The sequence below is a fragment of the Corynebacterium kroppenstedtii genome, from assembly GCF_016894245.1.
In the GTDB taxonomy this organism is placed as follows: domain Bacteria; phylum Actinomycetota; class Actinomycetes; order Mycobacteriales; family Mycobacteriaceae; genus Corynebacterium.
This window is the reverse complement of sequence record NZ_CP069792.1, coordinates 1,305,052-1,325,413: the sequence shown is the minus strand read 5'-3', so window position 1 is coordinate 1,325,413 and position 20,362 is coordinate 1,305,052. Positions and strand designations below refer to the sequence as shown.

The window sequence follows — 20,362 nt, the reverse complement described above, 5'->3', positions numbered from 1 at the left end:
ATCATTCATACGATCATTCAAAGGTGTGAACCATCACCGTGTACGTACTACCCTCAGACTCCCTCGTCGTCACGTAGCGAAAACCCAGTTTCTCATACAACGCCTGGGCGCGGTCGTTACCTTTTTCTACACATAGACTCACCCCCGGCCGCCCATCATCCCGCGCCTGATCCAGCGCCGCGCTCAACAAACGACGGCCAAGCCCACCGCCGGTGTGGCCTGGCGCCAATGCGATCGCCACCTCCGGATACTTATCTTCCACAAAGCCGGTCCCCGGATCATCGGCGACAAACGTACGCAGCCATGCCGCGCCAATCGGCTCATCGCCACAAAGCGCAATTACTCCGCCCTGGTCAGGAGTCCACTTGCCGACGTAGTGACGGTCGGATTCGGAAAAGTCTCGCTCCTCGGCAGCGTCCTCATCTCCCCACGTCTCCGTCAAGTGATTCATCCGGATAAGGAAATCCCGATCCTCCTCTTGCGCACGCCGGAGGGTTACGTCCTCGTCACCGCGGGCAATCCCTGCCATTCTTCCTTTAACCTCCTCATAAATTAAGCCCTCTCCACGCGGGTCGATTCACGCAGGCTAATCCCACGCGGGCCGATTCACGCAGGCTAATCCCACGCAGGCTAATCCCACGCGGGCTAATTCCACGCGGGTCGATTCCTTGCGGGGCCGGCCCCACGCGGCCCGACTACCGCACAACAACGATCATGTCGCCGGCTTTTGCGTCGGCTTTGAGCGAATTCAACCTTGATACAGTGACCCCACCCTAACGCCCGCTGGCGAACCCTTCCACTACCCACATTCTGGTGCACCAAAACACACTCGCGCCCAGTACGATAACAACTATGAAAACTCATTCCCCGGGTGCACTCCCCCGCCCGAGCAGCTCCCCCGTGCCACATACCCACATAACATTTGCAACACGCACCCGTGGGTTGGTGGCAACACATAGTCGCGCATTGTTCGCCATCATCGCAGCCGCCATGCTGGTCGCGTCGGCAATGACCTTGCTACCACGCACAGCCCTGGCCGGAAGCCAAAAGGAACCGGCCTCCATCACTGCCCGAGGACACATCGGACAAAGTGGTAGATGGTATACCGATGGCAGCGGCCGGGCGATCCTCACTCAGGGCGTTAACATGGTGTACAAACACCCGCCATACACAGCCGAAGCCGGCGGCTTCAACGAGGACGACGCTGACTGGCTTGCCAAAGAAGGTTTTGACTCCGTCCGTCTGGGCATCATTTGGAAAGCCGTCGAACCTGAGCCGGGACAGTACGACGACGCATACCTGGACTCCATCGCCAACACCGTCACGATGCTGAGCAAACGCGGCATCATGACCCTTATCGACGCCCACCAGGACATGTACAACGAAAAGTTCGAAGGCGAATTCGCCCCTGATTGGGCAGTTATCGACGACGGTCTGCCGAGCCTGCTGAAAGTTGGCTTCCCGACTAACCAAGCGGTCAATATCGGGTTGATTCGGGCATACGACAACTTCCTCACCAACAAGCCCGGCCCCGGCGGCGTTGGCCTGCAAGAACGCTATGCCGCCATGTGGAAGCACGTCGCCGAAAAAATGGGCTCACTACCAGGCATGATGGGGTACGACATCATGAATGAACCGTGGCCCGGCAGCGCTTACCCCCTGTGCTACCTCGCCCTCGGCAATTGTGGAGCGGCAACCCAGCACCTCGACGCGCTTCACCAAAAAGCCGCTGATTCCATCACCGCCGCCGACCCCCACGCAATTGTTCATTACGAGCCCTACTCCATATGGAATATGGGCTTCAACACCCGCCCAACCGCGCCGCGCGTCCCGGCATCGGCGGGAACCGCGCTCAGTTGGCACGTGTACTGTCCCACCAACGCTCTCGCTGGCACATACACGGGATGCACCATCCCCGATGGCATCACCTTCAACAATGCCGACAAGGTGTCCGCGGCTAACAATTCAGCAACACTGCTCTCCGAATTCGGAGCGACCGACGACGCTGATACCCTGCTCGGCGTGACAGGTCTCGCCCGACAGCACCTCACCGGATGGCAATACTGGTCCTACTGTGGGTGTGACGACCCGACCACCCAGAACCAAAAAGAACAAGGCATCGTCGCCGATCCCACCGTTGGTGGACCCGTCACTGCCGACGCCGTCAACAAGGACAAGCTCGCCATTGTTGCGGCGCCGCACCTACGTGCAGCTGCCGGAACGCCAACGTCAACAAACTGGGATCCAAAGGCAAAAACCTATACCGCCAGCTGGACGACGGACCGCGTGGACGGCAAGGGAACGTTCGATAGCGACATCACCAGCGAGATCGTCGTTCCCACCGTGAACTACCCCAACGGATTCGCCATCAATGTTGACGGTGGAACGGCTGAGGTCGCCAAGGACGGCACGACGGTGCATGTCACGGCGCACGACAAGAACGTGCGGATCACGGTCACGCCGAAATAGGTGTTTCGAGGCCGAGGGGCGCGGGCGGGCTACCCGGCCATTGCGTCCATCGACACCGCCAAGTACAGCACCACCAGGCCCACTCCAAAACAAAAAGCAACGTCAAAGCGACGCGACCGGACGGAGAGAACGCCGAGCGTTTCCGAATCGCACGTCGCCCGGGTGATGGCCAGCCACACCATGCTGGCCCCCATCACAAGCGACCCCCGACGCCAGTGCTCGAACGCGACGAAGAGCGCAGCAACAGACATCCCCACCACGAATACGGCCACCGCGATACGCTGGTACACCAACGGGATGCGGGAGACAAAATCCCCGTCATGCGGGTTCGACAACATTGACTTCTGCCGGGTGGTTCCCCGCAGATGGTCCCCCCACTTCACGTATGCGTCGGGAATGGGCGGCTTCGCAGTGCTACTCATTAAGCTATCCCCGCCAAGCGCTCACCACGTTCCACCACATTCGCCATCAAGAACGAGCGGGTCATAGGCCCGACGCCCCCGGGGTTCGGGCTCACCCATGCTGCTTTTTCCCACACGTCGGGCGCAACATCGCCAGTCAGCTTGCCGTCAACACGAGAGACACCCACATCCAACACGGCCGCACCGGGTTTAATCATGTCCGCGGTCAGCATATGCGGTTTACCAGCCGCGGCAATAACGACGTCGGCCGCACGGGTCTCGGCCGCCACATCTTTCGTCCCGGTGTGGCACAAGGTCACCGTGCTGTTCTCACTTCGGCGGGTCAGCATCAACCCGAGCGGTCGGCCGACGGTAATTCCCCTGCCGATGATGACGACTTTCGCGCCATTCAGCTCCACACCGAAACGTCGCAACAAATGAATACACCCGTTGGGTGTACACGGCAACGGGGCCGGCTCATTCAATACCAGCTTCCCCAAGTTCACCGGGTGCAGTCCATCGGCGTCTTTCTCGGGGTCAATCTGCTCCAACACGGAGTTTTCATCAAGGTGCTTCGGCAAAGGCAGCTGCACAATATAGCCTGTGCAGGCGTCATCGGCATTAAGTTCCTCAATAACAGCGGAGAGGTCCTCCTGGGAAATGTCCGACGGGAGGTCCTTCCGAATGGAACGAATACCGATCTGCTCGCAGTCCTTGTGCTTCATGCGGACGTACGCTTGGCTGCCGGGATCATCACCAACCAGTACTGTGCCTAAACCCGGCTGGTAACCAGTGTCTTTTAATGCTGCAACACGACGGGTGAGATCCTCGATAATCTCCGAGCGGTACAAACGTCCATCAAGCGAAGAAGCCATGCCGACAGTATAACGAACCCTCTTATTCTCGTTTCCAGGTTCTTTATGGGATCTTTCCGGGATTTCTCCGGGTGAAGAACTCGTGGGCGCGCTTGTGGTGGCGCGTTGTTTCTCGAGAGGCACAGCGCGAGCACACGGGGCACAAGCCAGGCGACAGCACTATTGCTATACGCAGAGTCCGATGGCGATGAGGATGACAGCGAGGAGGGGCAACGACCCCTGTTTGACGGCTGCACTGCGGTTATTGGGTGACCACACCCACAAAACGAGCGCCGCAGCAAGCATCGACCCCACGCCTGCGAGGGCTAAGGCACCGCCGACGGCCGTGGCCCCGGCAACCAAGAAACCGAGAGCCACAAACACCTCAAGGGCGAGGAAGAGGTTATAAAATCCCTGGTTAAACGCTAGATCTTTCGTCGACGCTGCTTCGTCTTCGCTCAACCCGAACACTGATCGCGCACGGGGACCCGTCCACCCCACCGACTCTAAATAAAAGATGAATACATGAAGAAGGGCCGCCAGAGCAGCAACAACTGCGCCTAAGAAGATCATGAGTGGATACTCTACTTAACGTCTCTAGCTAAAGTGTCCGCAGATACGACAGGGCTGTCGTCATGCGCACCAGCACTCCAGCTAAGCAACCACATCACACGCTGAGTCACTCACCATAACCACCGTGACCATCTAAATATGAGACCGCCCCTTCACCATGAAGACAACACGGGCATTGAAGAAGCTAATACAGGAATTGTCACGCAGCTACGAGATAGTTCGCTGCGCGATCTGTCATAGCGCCGGTCGCCTTCATAAAAATCGGCAACAGTTGCTGAAACTCTGAGTGGAAGGTCGGCAATAATAAATCCTGTGGCGTTCATTTTGCTGGACAGGGTTACCGCAATGCCTTTTAACGATATTTTCTAAATTCTTGGCCGAGCAGGGGGGAAGTACTTCGGGCACGTTCTTCTCCAGCGTTCAGCAGGCCAATGAGCTATTTGTCCAGCACATGCTGTTCGGCAGCTGAGTTTTCCAAAGAATCAGAAGTACTGTACGTATTGACCAGTCGTTATCTCCGGTAGATCCATCCATCAGCTGTGCACGCTATCGACGCAGGTCACTGTCACTCTGCACTGTGAATAGTGGCGCGGACATTGCTCACGCCTCCCCCTTTTTAGCTAGTCCCCGCACTGGGCTGTTTCGTGACTTTAGGACTAGCCGGCCAGTAGGACATACACGATGGAGCCCTATTTCACACCATCTAGTTCCTGAGTGGGCGTCCCCCGCGCCCACTGTCAAGAAGGCCTAAGCGTGGTCTGGGTACGTCGTTGCCCCGCCTACTTCAGTTCTTTAGAGCTCAGCCCCAGCTCACGGCGAGCAACAACCAACTGCTGGATCTGCTGCGTCCCCTCGAAGATGTCCAGGATCTTAGAATCGCGCGACCACTTTTCCAGAAGCTCGCGTTCAGAGTAGCCCCACGGTCCAGCCAGTTCCACAGCCTTGAGGGTGATATGCGTGCCGACACGCCCCGCCTTCGCCTTCGCAATCGACGCTTCCTTGGTGTTGGGCTTCTTATTATCCGCCATCCACGCCGCACGCAGCGTCAACAAGTACGCGGATTCCCAGTCGCTCTCCAAATCGAGGTATTCCGCGACCGCGGCTGACTGAGCATACTTAGGCTTGTCATAATCAATGACCTCACCAGCATCTTCCAGCACCTCGCGGAGCTTTTCCAACGCGCCACGAGCACACCCGATAGCCATCGCCGCCACCAGCGGACGCGTGTTATCGAACGTCGCCATTGCACCAGCAAAGCCCTTCTTCGTGCTCACCTCTGGCGAACCCAACAGGTTTTCCTTCGGTACGCGCACATTATCCAGCCGCAATACCGCAGTGTCCGACGCCTTAATACCTAACTTGTGCTCCAAGCGTTCCACTGTGAAGCCGTCAGCTGACTTCGGAACGACGAACGACTTAATAGCCGCCCGGCCTTTGGATTTATCCACACTCGCCCACACGACGACGTGGTCAGAGCGCTCGCCGGCCGTTACGAAAATCTTTTCACCATTAATGACATACTCGTCGCCGTCGAGAGTGGCTGTTGTTGACACGGCAGCGGAGTCCGAGCCGAAACCAGGCTCGGTGATGGCCATCGATGCCCACACTTTGCCGATACGCTCCAACTGCTCATCCGTCGCGACGGCCGCAATGGCAGAGTTTCCGAGGCCCTGATACGGGATGGAGAGCGTGAGAGCCACATCGCCCCAGCACAGCTCCAACACGTTCAGCACCGCGGCCATATTTCCGCCATTGCGAATGCCGTCGGACTTTTTCTTCTTATCTCCACGACCTCCCGACGCGCCAGCCATTCCACGGCCGGCGTCGGCCATACCTTCCACCATGCTAGCCATGGTGTCCAGTTCCACCGGGCGCTCGTGCTCGGCGAGATCGTACTTGCGGGAAATGGGTCGGAAGACTTCGGCGGCTGCCTGGTGCCCAGGGTTTGCGCTCTTCTTCAGGAAGCCAGGAAGTTCTAGGTTAATCATGATTGTGTCCCTCCGGGGTCACATAAAAGCGTTCAACGCTGCGGTTCTTATTCGGTTGACAACATCGTGTTCATGTGTGCGTACATCGCGGGCCAGGTGCCTGCTCACGCCGGTTCTGCCGGCTTGGCTGCGTGGCCTCACTTGGCTGTTTGGCCGTTTACAGGACAATCGTCCCTTCAGCGACGCCGATTGCACGCAAATCCCTGTACCACCGCTCCACGGGATGCTCCTTGGTATAACCATGACCACCCAGCAACTGGACTCCGTCTGACCCGATCGCCATGCCTTTCTCGGCCGCCAAGTCACGGGCCAGGGCGGCCTCGCGGTGGAAGGTCAGCCCCTGGTCCGCACGGGAGCAGCCACGCAGAGCAACCAGACGCATGCCGTCGAGTTCAATGCGGATATTCGCCACCGCAAAAGCCACCGCCTGACGGTGAGAAATCGGCTCACCAAACGCTTGACGCTCATTGACGTACGGCTTCACATAATCCAGCACTGCCGAACATGCACCCACAGCCAACGCAGCCCATCCCAACCGGGACCGTCGAATAATATTCCGGTAATCGCTCTCCCTATCCTCAGCAGAACGATCCGCCCCACCAAGAATGTTCGACGCGGGAACACGCACGTCGTTGAGAAGCAGCCGTCCCAGTCCTGCCGCACGCAATCCCATACTCGGGTCGGGTTCCACTACGACGCCATCAGCATCAGATTCGACAATGACCATCGTCGGAGCATCGTCCAGCATGGTGGCGACGACGAACAGCTCGCAATTACCGGCGTCGGGAACTAAGGCCTTGACGCCCTCGATCACCACGTCATCACCCTCGCGACGAGCAGTTGTCGTCAAGGAGAAAGGATCGAACAGTGGCTGGGGCTCGGCGACGGACACCGCGGAGATCGGAATGTCCTCACCCGCGAATGCAGGCAAATACGTCCGCTGCTGTTCGTCCGAGCCATAGGCGGTCAACGTCGCGGCGACACCGGCCGGAGCCATCACAGACAAGGCAATCCCCGGATCCGCGTGGGCCAAGGCCTCGGTGACTAAGAAATTCGTTGTGAGATTAGACCCGGTGGCGATCCCCTCGAATTCCTCCGGAACGTTCACCATAGAAATTCCCAGGCCAAGTGCTTCTTTGCGGAGGTCTTCGGAGACAGTTGCCGCTTCGTCGGCATCGTGCGCTGCTGGGCTAATGCGCTTTTCGGCGAAATCCTTAATCGTCTCGACGATCATCTCCTGATCCTCGTCGGGCGTAAGGTCCCACATGACTTTCTTGGATTCCGCAGCTTTTTCCTCGGCCTGGGCATCGGGTTTTTCGTCGCCAATCTTCTTATCATCACCCAAGCCGAGGAAGGGGAGACGGATCGGGGACTGGCCGCTGGTTACCCGCTTAAATTCACGGGTTGCCGCCCCAAGAGACTTCATGCCGGTCTTCGTCGACTCATAGGCAATGCGATCAATGCGTTCATTGAGGCCATACTTCGCGGCGAAATCGGAGCCCGTTACTCGCGTCAACAGGCGCATCGCCGTGCCCATCGCGTCCCGCTTAATGCTATTTTTCCCAACGGTTGAATCGTTGCCGTCGGAATTCTTGCCGCGGGATTTCGCAGCGTTGTCGCGGGCGCCTGCCGCAGAGCCAGAGCCATTGTCGTGTTCATTTGTTGAAGACATTAAAGGCCTTTCGGTCGTTCGTATCGGCTACACACCGGTCGACGATGCATTGCCAGGAAGCTTACATAAGCATAACGCACAATCAGGTGACCGGTGTCACAATTACCAAAGAAAACTGACAAAGCCACGTTCACGGTGCCTCTGACAGCGATCTCACGAGAAAAGCCCCAGGTGAATACTCACCCAGGGCAACGGCACACCGTTTACGTCGTAAGGCTTACCGTTCCGGCTTCACCAAGGGGAACAACACGGTTTCCCGAATCCCCAACCCAGTTAATGCCATCAACAACCGGTCGATACCCATTCCGGTTCCCGCCGTCGGGGGCATGCCCTGCTCCATCGCCTGAAGGAAGTCCTCGTCCAAAACCATTGCTTCATCATCACCACCAGCAGCTAAACGAGCTTGATCCTCAAAGCGCTGACGCTGGATCACGGGGTCAATCAACTCCGAGTAGCCCGTCGCTAACTCAAAACCACGGACATACAAATCCCATTTCTCAGTCACACCGGGCTTCGAGCGGTGATCGCGCGTCAAGGGCGACGTCTCGACTGGGAAGTTACGGACGAACACTGGCCCATCCAGTTGGTCCGCGCACAGCTCTTCCCAGATTTCCTCGACGAATTTCCCGTGGCCCCATCCCGTGCCCGGTTCCACACCAATCGCATGCGCGATCGTCTTTAATTCATCGACGGTCGAGTGAATGGTCACCTCGGGCTGGCCGGGGAACTTGCGCTGCAAAGCCTCGTTCAAGCTGTCATACATGTCCAGCTTCGGCCACTCGCCACCAAAGTCGTAGGTGGAGCCGTCGGCAAGAGTGACGACCAGTGAATCCGGGTCCTGCTCCGGGTCCCAGTTGTCGTGCACCAACGTGTTGACGGCACGCGCGCAGTGCTGGATCAGGCCCTGAGTCGAGGCAGCGTTATCGTCATACGTGGCATAGGCCTGATAGGTTTCCAACATGGCGAACTCCGGGCTGTGGGAGGAGTCGATGCCCTCGTTCCGGAAATTCCTATTGACCTCGAAAACCTTCTCAATACCGCCGACGACGCAGCGCTTCAGGTACAGCTCCGGCGCAATGCGCAGGTAAAGATCCATATCTAAAGCGTTGGAATGCGTCACAAACGGGCGCGCGGCCGCGCCACCATGCAACGTCTGCAACATGGGAGTTTCTACCTCGAGGAAGCCTAGATCCTGCAGGTATTCACGAAGGGCGCGCACAACGGTTACGCGGGTCACCATCATGCGGCGGGCGTCGTCCCGCATAATCAAATCCGTGTAGCGATAGCGAATGCGGGTGTCTTCATTCATATCGGCGAAGGACACAGGCAGGGGGCGCAGCGCTTTCGACGCCAAGGTCCACGTCGACGCAAACACGGATAGCTCTCCGCGACGCGACGACACCACGCGACCACGAATCGACACAAAGTCGCCCATGTCGACGTCGGACTTCCAGCGTTTGAGGGCGTCCTCCCCCACCTCGGCGAGCGATAGCATCGCCTGAAGCTGCGTCCCATCCCCCTCTTGCAGCGTGGCGAAACACAACTTGCCGGTATTACGCATGAAAATCACGCGTCCGGCCACGGCCACCTCGGTGTCCGTTTCATCACCGATATCTAAATAACGACGAACGGTGCCGTCGGCACGTTGCTCAGTGGTCCCTGCTTTGTCTTCATCGACGACGAAGGCGTCGCGAATGTGTTTCAGCGTGTGGGTGCGCTCTACGTCGACTGGGTACGGCGCAGTGCCCTCAGAGAGCAACCGCTCTCTTTTTGCCTTGCGAACTTTAACTTGCTCTGGGACATCCTGGTTTTTCGTCGCTTTACTCACGCGATAAAGAGTAGCTGACCTCACCCCACAGGCAACCGGTGGGCCGTCCCTAGTCGGCTTTCTGTAATCAGACGGACACATGTATCACGCACGTAACACACGCGCTTCACACGCGTTTCACACGTGCCGCCGGCAACCACGTGGCTACGCACCGGAGATATCAGCACCGCCGGCGATGGTGTCGTCGGGAAGCTCGCCCAACATGACGCCGGTGTTATCAATCAACCGCACGCCCCCCACCCGTGCGGCGACGAGTAGACGCCCCTCCCCGTTCTCGGGAGCCGGCCCCAAATCTTTCCCGCGGACGACGGCGTAGAGAACATCAATGCCTTCGCCCTCCATGATCTGCCGTGCTTCCGCCTCTACAGCGCGAGCACCATCTTTTGCTTTATATAGCGCTGCGGTCATCGCAGCCGAAATCGCCGTCGCGGTAACACGAGCCTCAGGATCCAGGCGAACGTTGCGCGACGAGAGCGCCAGCCCATCATGTTCCCGCACGATGGGCACCCCATGCACCGTGACCTCCATATTGAGGTCGGTCACTAACTGCTGGATGATCACCAGCTGCTGATAATCCTTTTCCCCCATTACGATGTCCGTGGCGTGGGATATGTTGAGCAGCTTGGAGACCACCGTAGCCACGCCGACAAAGTGGCCATCCCGGTCCCCTTCCAGCCCCTCAGCGACGGGACCGGGGTGGACCATCGTCCGGGCCCCATGAGGATACATGTCCTCAGCCTTGGGGGTGAATGCTAGGGAAACCCCTTCCTCACGGAGGATGTCCAGGTCGCGTTGCAGCGTGACGGGATATTTTTCGAAGTCGTCGGGGTTATCGAACTGTGCCGGATTGACAAAAATCGACGACGCCACCACGGCCCCAGGGAGCCTGTGCGCTGCACGGAGGAGTGCACGGTGACCCGCATGCAGAGCTCCCATTGTGGGAACAAGAACGATACGCTTCCCCGTTTTACGCAAAGCCCTTGTTGTTGCTGCAAATGCCTCGGCGGAATCATGAACACGCAGCTCACCAGCCGCAAAACCGGGATTCGTCGGTGTGGTCATGGTGTGTTACTACTTCTCGCTATTCTTCTTCAGCTGTTCGAGTAAGGATGCGACGGTGACGTTGTGGCTTGGGTCTCCATTATCTGCCCGACGCCGACGGCCACCCGACGATGAGTCCTGTGGGCCTTCGTGACGGCCGCGCGGATCGACGGAATCCGGGGAGCTTGCTGACGAGCCATAATTCTGGTTTCCCGTGAACATCCCGTCGTGCGGAGAGTGACCACCGGCTTGGCTGCCGGATGCTGATGTCGACCCTGAAGTGGGCGATTGCGCCCGGAAACCACCCGTAGTTGGAGCGTGGGTTCGATCATAGGACGGTGCCGAAGAGCGGCCTGAACCGAAAGCTGCGAAGGAACCTGTATCGGGGTCCGTGCTCCGGCGAGATCCACCTGCCGCGGTGCTGCTGCTCTGTGCGGTGCCGACGCGCTGCGAGTTGCTGCCGCTCTGCGCTGAACTGACGTTTGGATTGGGACCGCGATGGGAACCGACATAGGGCGTCGATTCTGTTCGCGACGACTGAGCCTGGGCCGATCCAGATGTCGACGCAGGCTGAGCCGAGGAGTTCTGGGCCGAACGGTCGCGGGTCGATGACGCTGGCGACGAACCCGCCCCAAAGGCAAAGAATTGCGAGTTGTCACGGTCCGCGCCGCGGTACACCGCGCTCCCCTGTGTCGTGGTTGACCGTTGGTTGGTCTGAGCAGCACGGTCAGGCTGCCGCGTGGGCTGTTGCTGCTGCGACGGCTGAGATGCGTGCGGGTTCGCTTTTTTCTCCACAGAAGGTAGCACCGTGGTTTGATCCGCAGAGTATCCCGAGCCTGAGCGACGTGATGGCTGGGCGGTCCACTTCACTGCGTTGAATGAACCAGTGCGCAAGGAGTTATCACTCTGCTGTGCGGAGGCCGAATCAGCTGCCCGCGATCCAGACGAAGATTGGTTCGCCCGCCCTTGCTGCGTGGCCGACGCGCGCCCAACGCCCGATGATTGCTCTGCACCCCGTGTTTGTCCAGCTCCCCGTGTTTGTCCAGCTCCACCACGGTTCTGCCCACGCTTACCCGATGGCTTGTGTGACGATGCCGGCACAGATGACGTCCTTGACGTTGACCCGCTCGTGCGTGCTTCCGTCGTCGAGGATGAATCTTTGGTGTCACGTTCCAATTCCAGAATGCGCTGCGCCTCGGCTTTGAGGGCCGTGCGCTCGGTGTCCAGATCGGTTCCCATCATGGCGGACAAGTTTTCACGAAGCACGGTGAGTTCCGCGCGAATATCAGCAAGGGTGTTCTGCTCTTGTTCCTGCAGCGAGTCGTAGTAGTTCTGCTCCAGGATGAGTTCTTGCTCGCGATGGGTGGCCAGTTCCCGCTCGAGCTCGGCTTGGTGCAACCGTTCAAGGTTGTCGGTGTCCCGCTGCTGGTTGTCCACCTGTTTACGCAGTCGTGCTACAGCAATACACCCGACGATGGCGGCCCAGAGGGCGCAGAGGACAGCGATTTTTGTCCATGTTTCACTGTCCGTAAAGAGCATGAGGATCGTCGCAACAACGGCAAAGACCAGCATGACGACGATGGCCGCGAAGGAAAACTTGCCGCTACCGCCTGTGTTGGCGGGCGGGTAATCGTCGCGATAGTCAGGCGACTGGTCGTCATAGTGTCCCTGGTTGTTGGAGCTGTCGTAACCATCGTGGGATTGCTGTGGGCCGGTCATGAACTCCACACTACATTGCTAGACTGCGTATCTTCATCGTTTGGTGGGGGTGCCCCACAACACCGCTCCAGCCATAAACCTGATGCAGCAACGAGAATGGCGGCAATAAGTCCGACGACCACGGCGGGGGTATCCTCCCGTGCGGCGATCAGCCGGCTGTAGTTGATCCAGAGGTAGACGGCTATACCCGCATACGATCCTGCACAAATGGACCCAAACCACGCCGTGGAGGTTCCCATGACGAAGCATCGGGCGATGGTGAGCGGATGTATTTGCGATCGATCTTGTCCGACTTCGTTATCGGCTATGCGTTTTCTGACGATGAATCCCGTGACGGTACAGATCACAGCGAGGACGATCAGGATGACCGGGAGGGTAAAATTAAATCCCGGGATAGACCCGTAAAAGCGCCAGATCAGCATAAACGTGCCTAAGCCGACGATGAGAGCGGTGGCGACAAGGTAGGTGGGCTTCGTGGAGGTCATTGGGGTTTCACCTCTTCTACCTCGCGGGGATCCAAGTTGTCCAACAGAGACGCAATACGCTGGCGTCCTAACCGAGCGTGGGGTTCCACTTCCAACCACGGCTTGAGTACGAAGGCACGTTGGTGCGCCCACGGGTGCGGAAGCGTGAGGTTGTCGGTGTCGTAGTGTTCTTCAGATCCGTTGTTGATACTGGTGATGAGGTCAATATCGAGGGTTCTCGGCCCCCAGTGAATATCGCGCGTTCGGTGCGCTTCGCGTTCAAGTTCGTGTGCATCGTCGAGAATGTCGAGGGGTGTTTTCATGGTTTCGACGACGGCGATGGAGTTCATGAAGTCGTCCTGGTCAACGCCTCCCCAGGCTGGTGTGGCGTAGAGCGAGGACGTTGCGATGACGCGGTAGCTCGCACTGGTTTCAAACCAGTGCATGGCACGCTCTACCCGTTGGTGTGGCGTGATCCCATCGGCGGTGATGTTGGAGCCGAAGGATAGTACGACGTGGCGGAGGTCTTTTCGGCTTCGACGTGCGACGACGGCGACGTCAGCGAAGGGATGAGGTATGGGGGCGTCGGGTTTGTGGATGGTGACTTCGACGGCGTGGACGCGGTTGTTGAGAATGAGGGTGTCGGCGATCTCGCTGGCGACGGTTTCTATGAGGTCGCGGCTGGGGCCGGCAACGGTGGTGTGGATGAGGTCGGCGATGTCGGCGTAGCTGATGGTGTGTGTGAGGTCGTCGGTGGCGGCTGCGTGATGGAAGTCGGTCCACACGGTGACATCGGTGAGAAAGCGCTGGCCCTCACGTTTTTCGTGCGGAAATACCCCGTGGTGTCCATATACCTCGACGCCTGTGAGTTCTATTCGGTCAGCCACGTCGTGCTCTCCATCCTTGGGGTACGTCGGGTCCGTGGGCTGTGGCCCAGGCGTGGGCGACTTTGATGGCGTCCACGTTGGGACGCACGTTGTGTACGCGGACGGCCCATGCCCCGTGGCTGGCGGCCAGTGTACTGACGGCTGCGGTGGCTGCGTCGGCGTCGGCTGGAGCGGTGGGGATGCCATCAGATCCGGCGATGAGGCTGGTCAGGAAACGTTTTCGGGAAACTCCGATGAGGACAGGATATCCGAGGTCGGTGAGCTGGTCGAGGCCGTGCAACAGCGACCAGTTGCCGAGAGCTGACTTGGCGAACCCGATTCCGGGGTCAATGATGATTTTTTCCTTGTCGACGCCGTGCTCGCTGGCGTAGGTGGCGCGTTGGTGGAGGAATTCCGCGACGCGCCGGACGAAGTGCGGGCCGTGGTCGGCTCCTCGGTTGGCTCCGGCTGCGCCGTGGGAGTCGGCGTCGCCGAAGCGGTCTGTTTCCCAGTGCATGAGGCACAGGTATGCCCCGGTGTCTGCAGCGACACGGATCATGTTTGGGTCGGCAAGCCCCCCTGACACGTCATTGATGAGCGTCGCTCCTGCTTGGATAGCTTTTCGGGCGACAGTCGCGCGCATGGTGTCGACGGAGAGCATGACGTCGTCATTCGCGAGGGCTTCGACGACGGGGATGACGCGCTGGAGTTCGGTTTGCTCGGCGACGCGGACGGCACCGGGGCGGGTGGATTCGCCGCCGATGTCGATGATGGTGGCTCCATCACGGATCATGTCACGGGCGTGAGTGATGGCGATGTCGGGGCGTGTGAGGTCGGCGGGAAGCCATTGGCCGCCGTCGGAGAAGGAGTCGTCGGTGATGTTAAGGACACCCATCACGTGCGTACGCGGTGCATCCATGATGTTCGTTGAGGCTCCTTCCGCCTGTTGTGTTCGGTGTGTGCTCCGACGCTGACGAGGTTACCCGCGGATGAGACTGAGTACTTCGGCACGGCTGGCGGGGTTTGTTTCGAATCCCCCACGAACCGCGGACGTGGTGGTTGTCGCCCCAGGTTTGCGAATGCCACGCATTGCCATGCACAGGTGTTCACATTCGATAACGACGATGACCGCTTGAGGATGTAGCCGTTCAACCATGGCGTCCGCGACTTGTTTGGTCAGGCGTTCTTGCACTTGTGGTCGTTTGGCGTAAAGGTCTACCAGTCGAGCGAGCTTGGAGAGTCCGGTGACTTTCCCCGATGTCCCCGGGATGTAACCGATGTGGGCTTTCCCGTAGAACGGGACTAGGTGGTGTTCGCACGTGGAGTAGACGGGAATATCTCGGACGAGGACGAGTTCGCGATGGTCTTCGTTGAAGGTCTTGGTAAGAACCTCCGACGGGTCCTGATGGAGGCCCGCGAAGATTTCTTCATAGGCTCGTGCCACGCGCTCCGGTGTATCAACGAGTCCTTCTCTATCGGGATCTTCCCCTACGGCGATTAACAGGTCGCGGACGGCTGCCCGCGCCCGTTCATGGTCGATGGCCATTAGTGGTCACCGTCTTCACGCCGGTTACCATCCTCAGCGGAACCGTTGTGATCACGCCGTTGATCACCAGACACGTCGCGGTTGTGTCCGCTTCCGCTCGGCGCATCTGAGTTCGGCTCCCCTGTGCGGTGGCGACCATCGTCCCAGGGGTGATCTGGGCGTTCGTTCTCCGGGAATCGGAAACCGTGGAGCCCACTGTCTGCGGGTTCATGTGGTTGGCCGACGCCGTAATTCTGCATTCCCGGGTGCTGGCCCGCGTGCCCTGTTGTGGCGCCGCGGTTGTCGGCAGAGTGTCGAGCTCCTGTCTGATGAGCCCCCGGCGTCTGGGATTGCGGCTGGTATTCCGAAGCACCTTGCCCGCCACCCTGCTCATTGCCCTGGGTATTGCCATAGTGGTAGCCGGATCCGGCGGTCGAGGACGAGCCTGAGTCCGAGTACCGGGGGGCGCGGTCCGATGGCGGCCATCCTGGGGCAGTCCATCCGGCTGGCGGTGGGGTTCCACCGTAGACGGGCGTGCTGTCGTCGTTGGTTGAACCCTGTGCCGGCTGATCCGTTGGTGCTCCGGCTGGGTAGCTACCGTACGCGGACGACCCATTACTGCGGGGTATGACCGTCGTTTGGCCTTCATATCCCGCGTTGGAATTGCCATTCGGATTACTCGTTCCGGTGGGATCGTGGTGAGCTGTCGCATCGTTGGCCGACCAGCCACGGGCGTCGGAGCCTTGCGTACCAAATCCCTGTTGCATCGATTGTTGCTGACCAGCCCCCACGGCGTTACTAGCGCCGCCGGCTGTTACCGACTGAGCGTTCGCCTGGTTGGCAGCGGATTCGCGTTCACGTCGTGCCTGCCGGGACGCTTCCAGGAAATCGTGTCGCTTGGGTGGCTCTTCGCCACGTTCACGAGCTAATTCCACAGGGGTTTTGACAGGGTCTCTGTCATCCTTCGGATGGAGGACGTCTTCATTCGTGAAGATTTCCAGCCGCTCGCGCGGTTTCACATTCGTAAAGATGGCTTCGAGGTCAGGGCGCCGCAGAGTTTCTTTTTCCAGCAGTTTCTGGGCCAAGAGGTCGAAGGTTTCGCGGTTTTCTTTCAGAATCGCGTACGCCTCGTCGTGGGCTTTCTCAATGAGGTAGCGCACCTGCTTGTCAATGGTCGCCGCGACGTCGTCGGAGTACTCCAGCTTTCCGCCACTTCCTCGCCCGGAGAACGGGTCGCCTTGTTCCTCACCGTACTTAACGGCTCCTAGGTCGGGGCTCATGCCGTACTCGGTCACCATGGCGCGGGCGATTTTTGTCGCCTGCTCGATATCTGCGGAGGCGCCCGTCGTCGGGTTGCCGAAGATAAGCTCTTCACCGGACCTGCCACCCATGGCGAAGACTAACCGCGCGAAAAGCTCTGCCCGGTTGTACATTTCCTTGTCGTCTTCGCTCGCGGTCATGGCGTGGCCGCCGGTTCGTCCACGGGCCAGAATGGTCACCTTGTACACGCGTTCGATATCCTGCATCGCCCAAGCGGCAAGCGTGTGCCCGCCTTCGTGATAGGCGGTGACTTTCTTCTCATGCTCGGAGATGATCTTCGAGCTTCGACGTGGCCCACCGACAACACGGTCGGTCGCTTCTTCCAGCGCGTCGGCGGTGATGATATTGCCGTTCACGCGGGCGGTGAGCAGCGCTGCTTCGTTGAGCACGTTGGCTAAGTCCGCACCGGACATACCGGCGGTTCGCTTAGCCAACGAGCTTAGATCCACGTCCGGGCCCAAGGGCTTGTTCTTGGCGTGAACACGGAGAATCTGCTCACGGCCTGCAAGATCCGGATTAGTCACCGGAATCTGCCGGTCAAAGCGCCCCGGCCGCAACAATGCGGGATCCAGGATGTCCGGCCGGTTCGTTGCAGCGATCAGGATGACACCCTGGCGGTCACCGAAGCCATCCATTTCGACCAGCAGCTGGTTCAGGGTTTGCTCGCGCTCATCATGGCCACCGCCCATTCCGGAGCCTCGTTGACGTCCGACGGCGTCGATCTCGTCAATGAAGATGATGCATGGCGAGTTTTCTTTAGCTTGAGTGAACAGGTCACGAACGCGAGATGCTCCCACACCGACGAACATTTCGACGAAGTCTGACCCGGAGATGGAATAGAAGGGCACACCAGCTTCACCGGCGACTGCGCGTGCCAGAAGGGTTTTACCGGTACCGGGCGGTCCATAGAGCAGGACGCCACGGGGGATCTTTGCGCCGAGGCGTTCATACCGTTCCGGTCCCTGGAGGAAGTCGCGAATTTCGGTGAGCTCCTCGACGGCTTCTTCTTCACCGGCGACATCGCCGAAGTTAGTTTTCGGCATGTCTTTGGTCAGTTCTTTGGCCTTCGATTTGCCGAAGCCGAACATGCCGCCCATGCCGGATCCGCCCTGCATGCGGGAGAAGAAGAACATGATCAGCAGGAAGAAGAGGATCATGGGGCCAAGAACGACGAACATCTGGCCCAACCATGAATCCTGAGTGACCTTGGTTGTGTAGCTCTCAGGATTGGATTTTTGAACCGCGTCGAAAACCTGGTCCGACGTCCTTGCCGGGTATTTCGCTATGACTTTGTCGACATTTTTGTGGTCGCCCTCGTCAATTTTCTTCTTCAGGTCTAGTTGGAGTTGTTGTTCCCTATCGTTAATCTGAGCTTTTTTGACGTTGCCGTCTTTGAGCTGCTTCAGGGCGACGGAGGTATCAACATCTTGATACCCGCGCGTCGAGCTAGAGAACACCGAGAAAGCGAAAATCCCGAGCATGATGATAGCGATGACCGTCGCTATGCGCATGACTTTCTTGCGGTCCATGGAACCTCTCATTGGGAAAAGTATGAATACCTGTCGTCGCAGGTACGGTGGCGATTGCTACCAGGGTAGTCGAACCCTAGGACACGTCGACCAGCCAGGCGTTCGCTGTGCGCGAACAGCGCGGATTCTTCGGCCGCTTGCCTGCTCTGGCCTCTACGTCCTTCGGGCTACACATCGTCTCGTATTCAGTTATCTTGGCACCGATGTTTTGGCACCGGCTGGGCTATTTTTCGTACACCCGCGATTTCAATGTCCCTACCCACGGGATGTCACGATATCGCTCGGCATAATCCAATCCATATCCGACGACGAACTCGTTGGGGATATCAAAGCCGACGTCAAAGAGGTCAATGTCCACTTTGATGGCGTCGGGCTTACGGAGGAGCGTCACAATCCGCAGCGAGTTGGGCTTCCGGCTCTTCAAGTTCTTGATGAGCCAGTGCAAAGTCAAACCAGAATCGATAACATCCTCAATGATGACGACGTTTCGGCCCTGGATATCGCGGTCGAGGTCTTTGAGAATGCGCACGACACCCGACGAGCTGGTGGCATTGCCGTAGGACGATACGGCCATGAACTCTAGCTGTGTCGGGATGCTCATCTGCCGGGAAATGTCGGTGATGAAGTACACCGCACCTTTGAGCACGCATACCAGGATGAGGTCGTCATCCTCATCGGCGTAGGTTTCGGAGAGGCGATCGGCCATCTCTGCGATGCGGTTATGGAGTTGCTCTTCGGTGATGAGGACGTGGTCAACATCGTCGCCATAGCCGTGTTCGGGGACGGGGACGGGTTGATGGGATTGCATCATTAGCTCTCGATCATGTGGCGTTGTTGTCTGTGTGGTCCGTAAATATATGGTCGCTTATAGGCGCCCGTCTGGCAATTTTCGCTGAACACTAACGGTCACCCGTAACGATAAGGGTCACGCATAACCTCAACGGTCAGCCGTAGTTCATCGTGGCGACGAACGACGAGTAAGCGACCAGGTGGCGCGGGCGTGCGCGCCCAGGGAATAGCGACTCCCCCCTGCCCATGCCATTGGGCGGCAAGCGCATCGATCGCCTTGACGTGTGCCCTGGTCAGAGGCCCGGCGCGGTGGTGAAGCCACTGTTTAATGATTCTTCCACGCAAAGCCTGAGGCTGATGTAGATATGTGGTGACGTCCAGACCAGTACTTCCGGGACTATCTGGAAGGAAATCGTGGTGTGTATCCCGGGCACTCCCTTGCAGAGAGGCCCCTTCGGAGCCGTGCCGTTCACATTCTTTCAAGGCGCCGGCGGCCTGCTCTGCCAGGTAATCGTGGTCAGTGCGGGCCATTGCCGAGGTCGTAATTGCATTATCGACGGCATCCGCCCCCAGAACAGAGCGGACCTGAGGAATGAGCTGCGTGCGGACCCGTGATCGGAGGTTATCCCCGGAGGTATTGGTGGGATCGTGCCAGGGCGTGATGCCTAGTTCGGCACACGCTCCGAGGGTGTTGTCTCGACGAATGGAGAGGAGCGGGCGTCCAAGCGCCGTGGCTCCGGCATCGACGACGGGATGGTGGAAAAGGATGGGTGGCATCCCGGCGATACTTCCCAGTCCGGCACCTCGCGCTAGCCCTAGGAATAGTGATTCCGCCTGGTCATCCCCGGTGTGTGCGACGAGGACGGGGAGGCCACCATGCTCTTGCGCTATTTGGCCTAGGGCACGATAGCGTTCTTCTCGCGCGGCAGCTTCAGTGGCTTCCCGGGGCCGCACTTTCACGACCTCAGAGGTCGCTCCCAGTGCCTGGCACACATGCGCAGCTCGCATCGCTACGCCGTCTGAACCCTCTTGTAGACCGTGGTCAATAACCACGGCGTGGACGCTCCAGCCTTGCTTGGTCGCGCAGCCCACTAAGGATAAGGAATCGGCGCCGCCGGAGCATCCGATGAGGCATGACAAGCCCAGCTCATCGTCTTTAGATTGCTCTGGCGCCGTCAGTCGAGGGCTCCAGGTTTTGTGCCATGCCTCGAGCGCGTGGCGGATGCGCAACACATGGGGCCCCGGTTTGGTTGAGGGCGGCGTATAGGAGGGTGTGGGGGCATCGTTGAGGTTCGGCTTCATAGCGGTCTTCGTCACAGCGCGT

Annotated in this window: 16 protein-coding genes and 2 pseudogenes; 1 reads left to right on the top strand and 17 read right to left on the bottom strand. The window is 59.0% G+C overall.

The features are described 5' to 3' along the window. Window positions 1-13: 13 nt before the first annotated feature. Window positions 14-529, bottom strand: coding sequence for a GNAT family N-acetyltransferase (locus I6J23_RS05825; protein ID WP_204581279.1), 516 nt, complete (start codon window positions 527-529; stop codon window positions 14-16). 416 nt (window positions 530-945) lie between these two features. On the opposite strand from I6J23_RS05825, the gene I6J23_RS05820 reads away from it, so the two are divergent. Continuing rightward, window positions 946-2,469 carry a glycoside hydrolase family 5 protein gene (locus I6J23_RS05820; RefSeq protein ID WP_239454841.1) on the top strand — a complete coding sequence of 508 codons (1,524 nt, stop codon included), beginning with the start codon at window positions 946-948 and terminating at the stop codon, window positions 2,467-2,469. Between the two features lie 29 nt (window positions 2,470-2,498). Here the strand turns inward: I6J23_RS05820 and I6J23_RS05815 are convergent, their stop codons facing one another. From I6J23_RS05815 to tilS, 16 genes and pseudogenes are all read right to left on the bottom strand, one after another. Then, window positions 2,499-2,891 carry a DUF3017 domain-containing protein gene (locus I6J23_RS05815; RefSeq protein ID WP_204581278.1) on the bottom strand — a complete coding sequence of 131 codons (393 nt, stop codon included), beginning with the start codon at window positions 2,889-2,891 and terminating at the stop codon, window positions 2,499-2,501. Further along, on the bottom strand, window positions 2,891-3,745 hold the full coding sequence (locus I6J23_RS05810) for a bifunctional methylenetetrahydrofolate dehydrogenase/methenyltetrahydrofolate cyclohydrolase (RefSeq protein ID WP_204581277.1): 855 nt from the start codon (window positions 3,743-3,745) through the stop codon (window positions 2,891-2,893). The genes I6J23_RS05815 and I6J23_RS05810 overlap by 1 nt, the downstream gene beginning before the upstream one ends. A 165-nt stretch (window positions 3,746-3,910) precedes the next feature. Continuing rightward, window positions 3,911-4,297: a DUF1304 domain-containing protein gene (locus I6J23_RS05805; RefSeq protein ID WP_204581276.1), complete on the bottom strand. Its 387-nt coding sequence runs from the start codon at window positions 4,295-4,297 to the stop codon at window positions 3,911-3,913. Window positions 4,298-5,076: 779 nt separating this feature from the next. Continuing rightward, window positions 5,077-6,285, bottom strand: coding sequence for an acyl-CoA dehydrogenase family protein (locus I6J23_RS05800; protein WP_204581275.1), 1,209 nt, complete (start codon window positions 6,283-6,285; stop codon window positions 5,077-5,079). Between the two features lie 157 nt (window positions 6,286-6,442). After that, window positions 6,443-7,957 carry an acyl-CoA dehydrogenase family protein gene (locus I6J23_RS05795; protein ID WP_239454840.1) on the bottom strand — a complete coding sequence of 505 codons (1,515 nt, stop codon included), beginning with the start codon at window positions 7,955-7,957 and terminating at the stop codon, window positions 6,443-6,445. Between the two features lie 217 nt (window positions 7,958-8,174). Next, on the bottom strand, window positions 8,175-9,785 hold the full coding sequence (gene lysS, locus I6J23_RS05790) for a lysine--tRNA ligase (protein ID WP_204581274.1): 1,611 nt from the start codon (window positions 9,783-9,785) through the stop codon (window positions 8,175-8,177). Between the two features lie 144 nt (window positions 9,786-9,929). Continuing rightward, complete coding sequence (gene panC, locus I6J23_RS05785) at window positions 9,930-10,847, bottom strand: pantoate--beta-alanine ligase (protein WP_204581273.1); 918 nt, start codon at window positions 10,845-10,847, stop codon at window positions 9,930-9,932. Between the two features lie 9 nt (window positions 10,848-10,856). Then, window positions 10,857-12,545: a DUF6779 domain-containing protein gene (locus I6J23_RS05780; RefSeq protein WP_204581272.1), complete on the bottom strand. Its 1,689-nt coding sequence runs from the start codon at window positions 12,543-12,545 to the stop codon at window positions 10,857-10,859. Beyond that, window positions 12,542-13,030, bottom strand: coding sequence for a DUF3180 domain-containing protein (locus I6J23_RS05775; protein ID WP_204581271.1), 489 nt, complete (start codon window positions 13,028-13,030; stop codon window positions 12,542-12,544). The genes I6J23_RS05780 and I6J23_RS05775 overlap by 4 nt, the downstream gene beginning before the upstream one ends. Beyond that, window positions 13,027-13,509, bottom strand: a pseudogene (gene folK / locus I6J23_RS10715) (2-amino-4-hydroxy-6-hydroxymethyldihydropteridine diphosphokinase); the annotation flags it as partial. The gene I6J23_RS05775 and the pseudogene folK, both read right to left, overlap by 4 nt. A gap of 18 nt (window positions 13,510-13,527) precedes the next feature. Beyond that, window positions 13,528-13,896: pseudogene (gene folB / locus I6J23_RS10710) on the bottom strand (dihydroneopterin aldolase); the annotation flags it as partial. After that, window positions 13,889-14,794, bottom strand: a complete 906-nt coding sequence (gene folP / locus I6J23_RS05765) for a dihydropteroate synthase (RefSeq protein ID WP_204581269.1) — start codon at window positions 14,792-14,794, stop codon at window positions 13,889-13,891. The pseudogene folB and the gene folP, both read right to left, overlap by 8 nt. A gap of 60 nt (window positions 14,795-14,854) precedes the next feature. Continuing rightward, window positions 14,855-15,421 carry a GTP cyclohydrolase I FolE gene (gene folE, locus I6J23_RS05760; RefSeq protein ID WP_204581268.1) on the bottom strand — a complete coding sequence of 189 codons (567 nt, stop codon included), beginning with the start codon at window positions 15,419-15,421 and terminating at the stop codon, window positions 14,855-14,857. Further along, entirely contained in the window at window positions 15,421-18,249 is a 2,829-nt protein-coding gene (gene ftsH / locus I6J23_RS05755; RefSeq protein ID WP_239454839.1) for an ATP-dependent zinc metalloprotease FtsH, read from the bottom strand. The genes folE and ftsH overlap by 1 nt, the downstream gene beginning before the upstream one ends. Window positions 18,250-18,472: 223 nt before the next feature. Continuing rightward, a complete protein-coding gene (hpt, locus tag I6J23_RS05750; protein ID WP_204581266.1) occupies window positions 18,473-19,060 on the bottom strand; it encodes a hypoxanthine phosphoribosyltransferase in 588 nt (195 codons plus the stop codon). 95 nt (window positions 19,061-19,155) lie between these two features. After that, a complete protein-coding gene (gene tilS, locus I6J23_RS05745) occupies window positions 19,156-20,355 on the bottom strand; it encodes a tRNA lysidine(34) synthetase TilS (RefSeq protein WP_204581265.1) in 1,200 nt (399 codons plus the stop codon). Between the last annotated feature and the right edge of the window lie 7 nt (window positions 20,356-20,362).

Coding starts and splice junctions, on each gene's coding strand:
- I6J23_RS05825 (WP_204581279.1), bottom strand. CDS start 529: ATGGCAGGGATTGCCCGCGGTGACGAGGACGTAACCCTCCGGCGTGCG.
- I6J23_RS05815 (WP_204581278.1), bottom strand. CDS start 2,891: ATGAGTAGCACTGCGAAGCCGCCCATTCCCGACGCATACGTGAAGTGG.
- I6J23_RS05810 (WP_204581277.1), bottom strand. CDS start 3,745: ATGGCTTCTTCGCTTGATGGACGTTTGTACCGCTCGGAGATTATCGAG.
- I6J23_RS05805 (WP_204581276.1), bottom strand. CDS start 4,297: ATGATCTTCTTAGGCGCAGTTGTTGCTGCTCTGGCGGCCCTTCTTCAT.
- I6J23_RS05800 (WP_204581275.1), bottom strand. CDS start 6,285: ATGATTAACCTAGAACTTCCTGGCTTCCTGAAGAAGAGCGCAAACCCT.
- I6J23_RS05795 (WP_239454840.1), bottom strand. CDS start 7,957: ATGTCTTCAACAAATGAACACGACAATGGCTCTGGCTCTGCGGCAGGC.
- panC (WP_204581273.1), bottom strand. CDS start 10,847: ATGACCACACCGACGAATCCCGGTTTTGCGGCTGGTGAGCTGCGTGTT.
- I6J23_RS05780 (WP_204581272.1), bottom strand. CDS start 12,545: ATGACCGGCCCACAGCAATCCCACGATGGTTACGACAGCTCCAACAAC.
- I6J23_RS05775 (WP_204581271.1), bottom strand. CDS start 13,030: ATGACCTCCACGAAGCCCACCTACCTTGTCGCCACCGCTCTCATCGTC.
- folP (WP_204581269.1), bottom strand. CDS start 14,794: ATGGATGCACCGCGTACGCACGTGATGGGTGTCCTTAACATCACCGAC.
- folE (WP_204581268.1), bottom strand. CDS start 15,421: ATGGCCATCGACCATGAACGGGCGCGGGCAGCCGTCCGCGACCTGTTA.
- ftsH (WP_239454839.1), bottom strand. CDS start 18,249: ATGGACCGCAAGAAAGTCATGCGCATAGCGACGGTCATCGCTATCATC.
- hpt (WP_204581266.1), bottom strand. CDS start 19,060: ATGATGCAATCCCATCAACCCGTCCCCGTCCCCGAACACGGCTATGGC.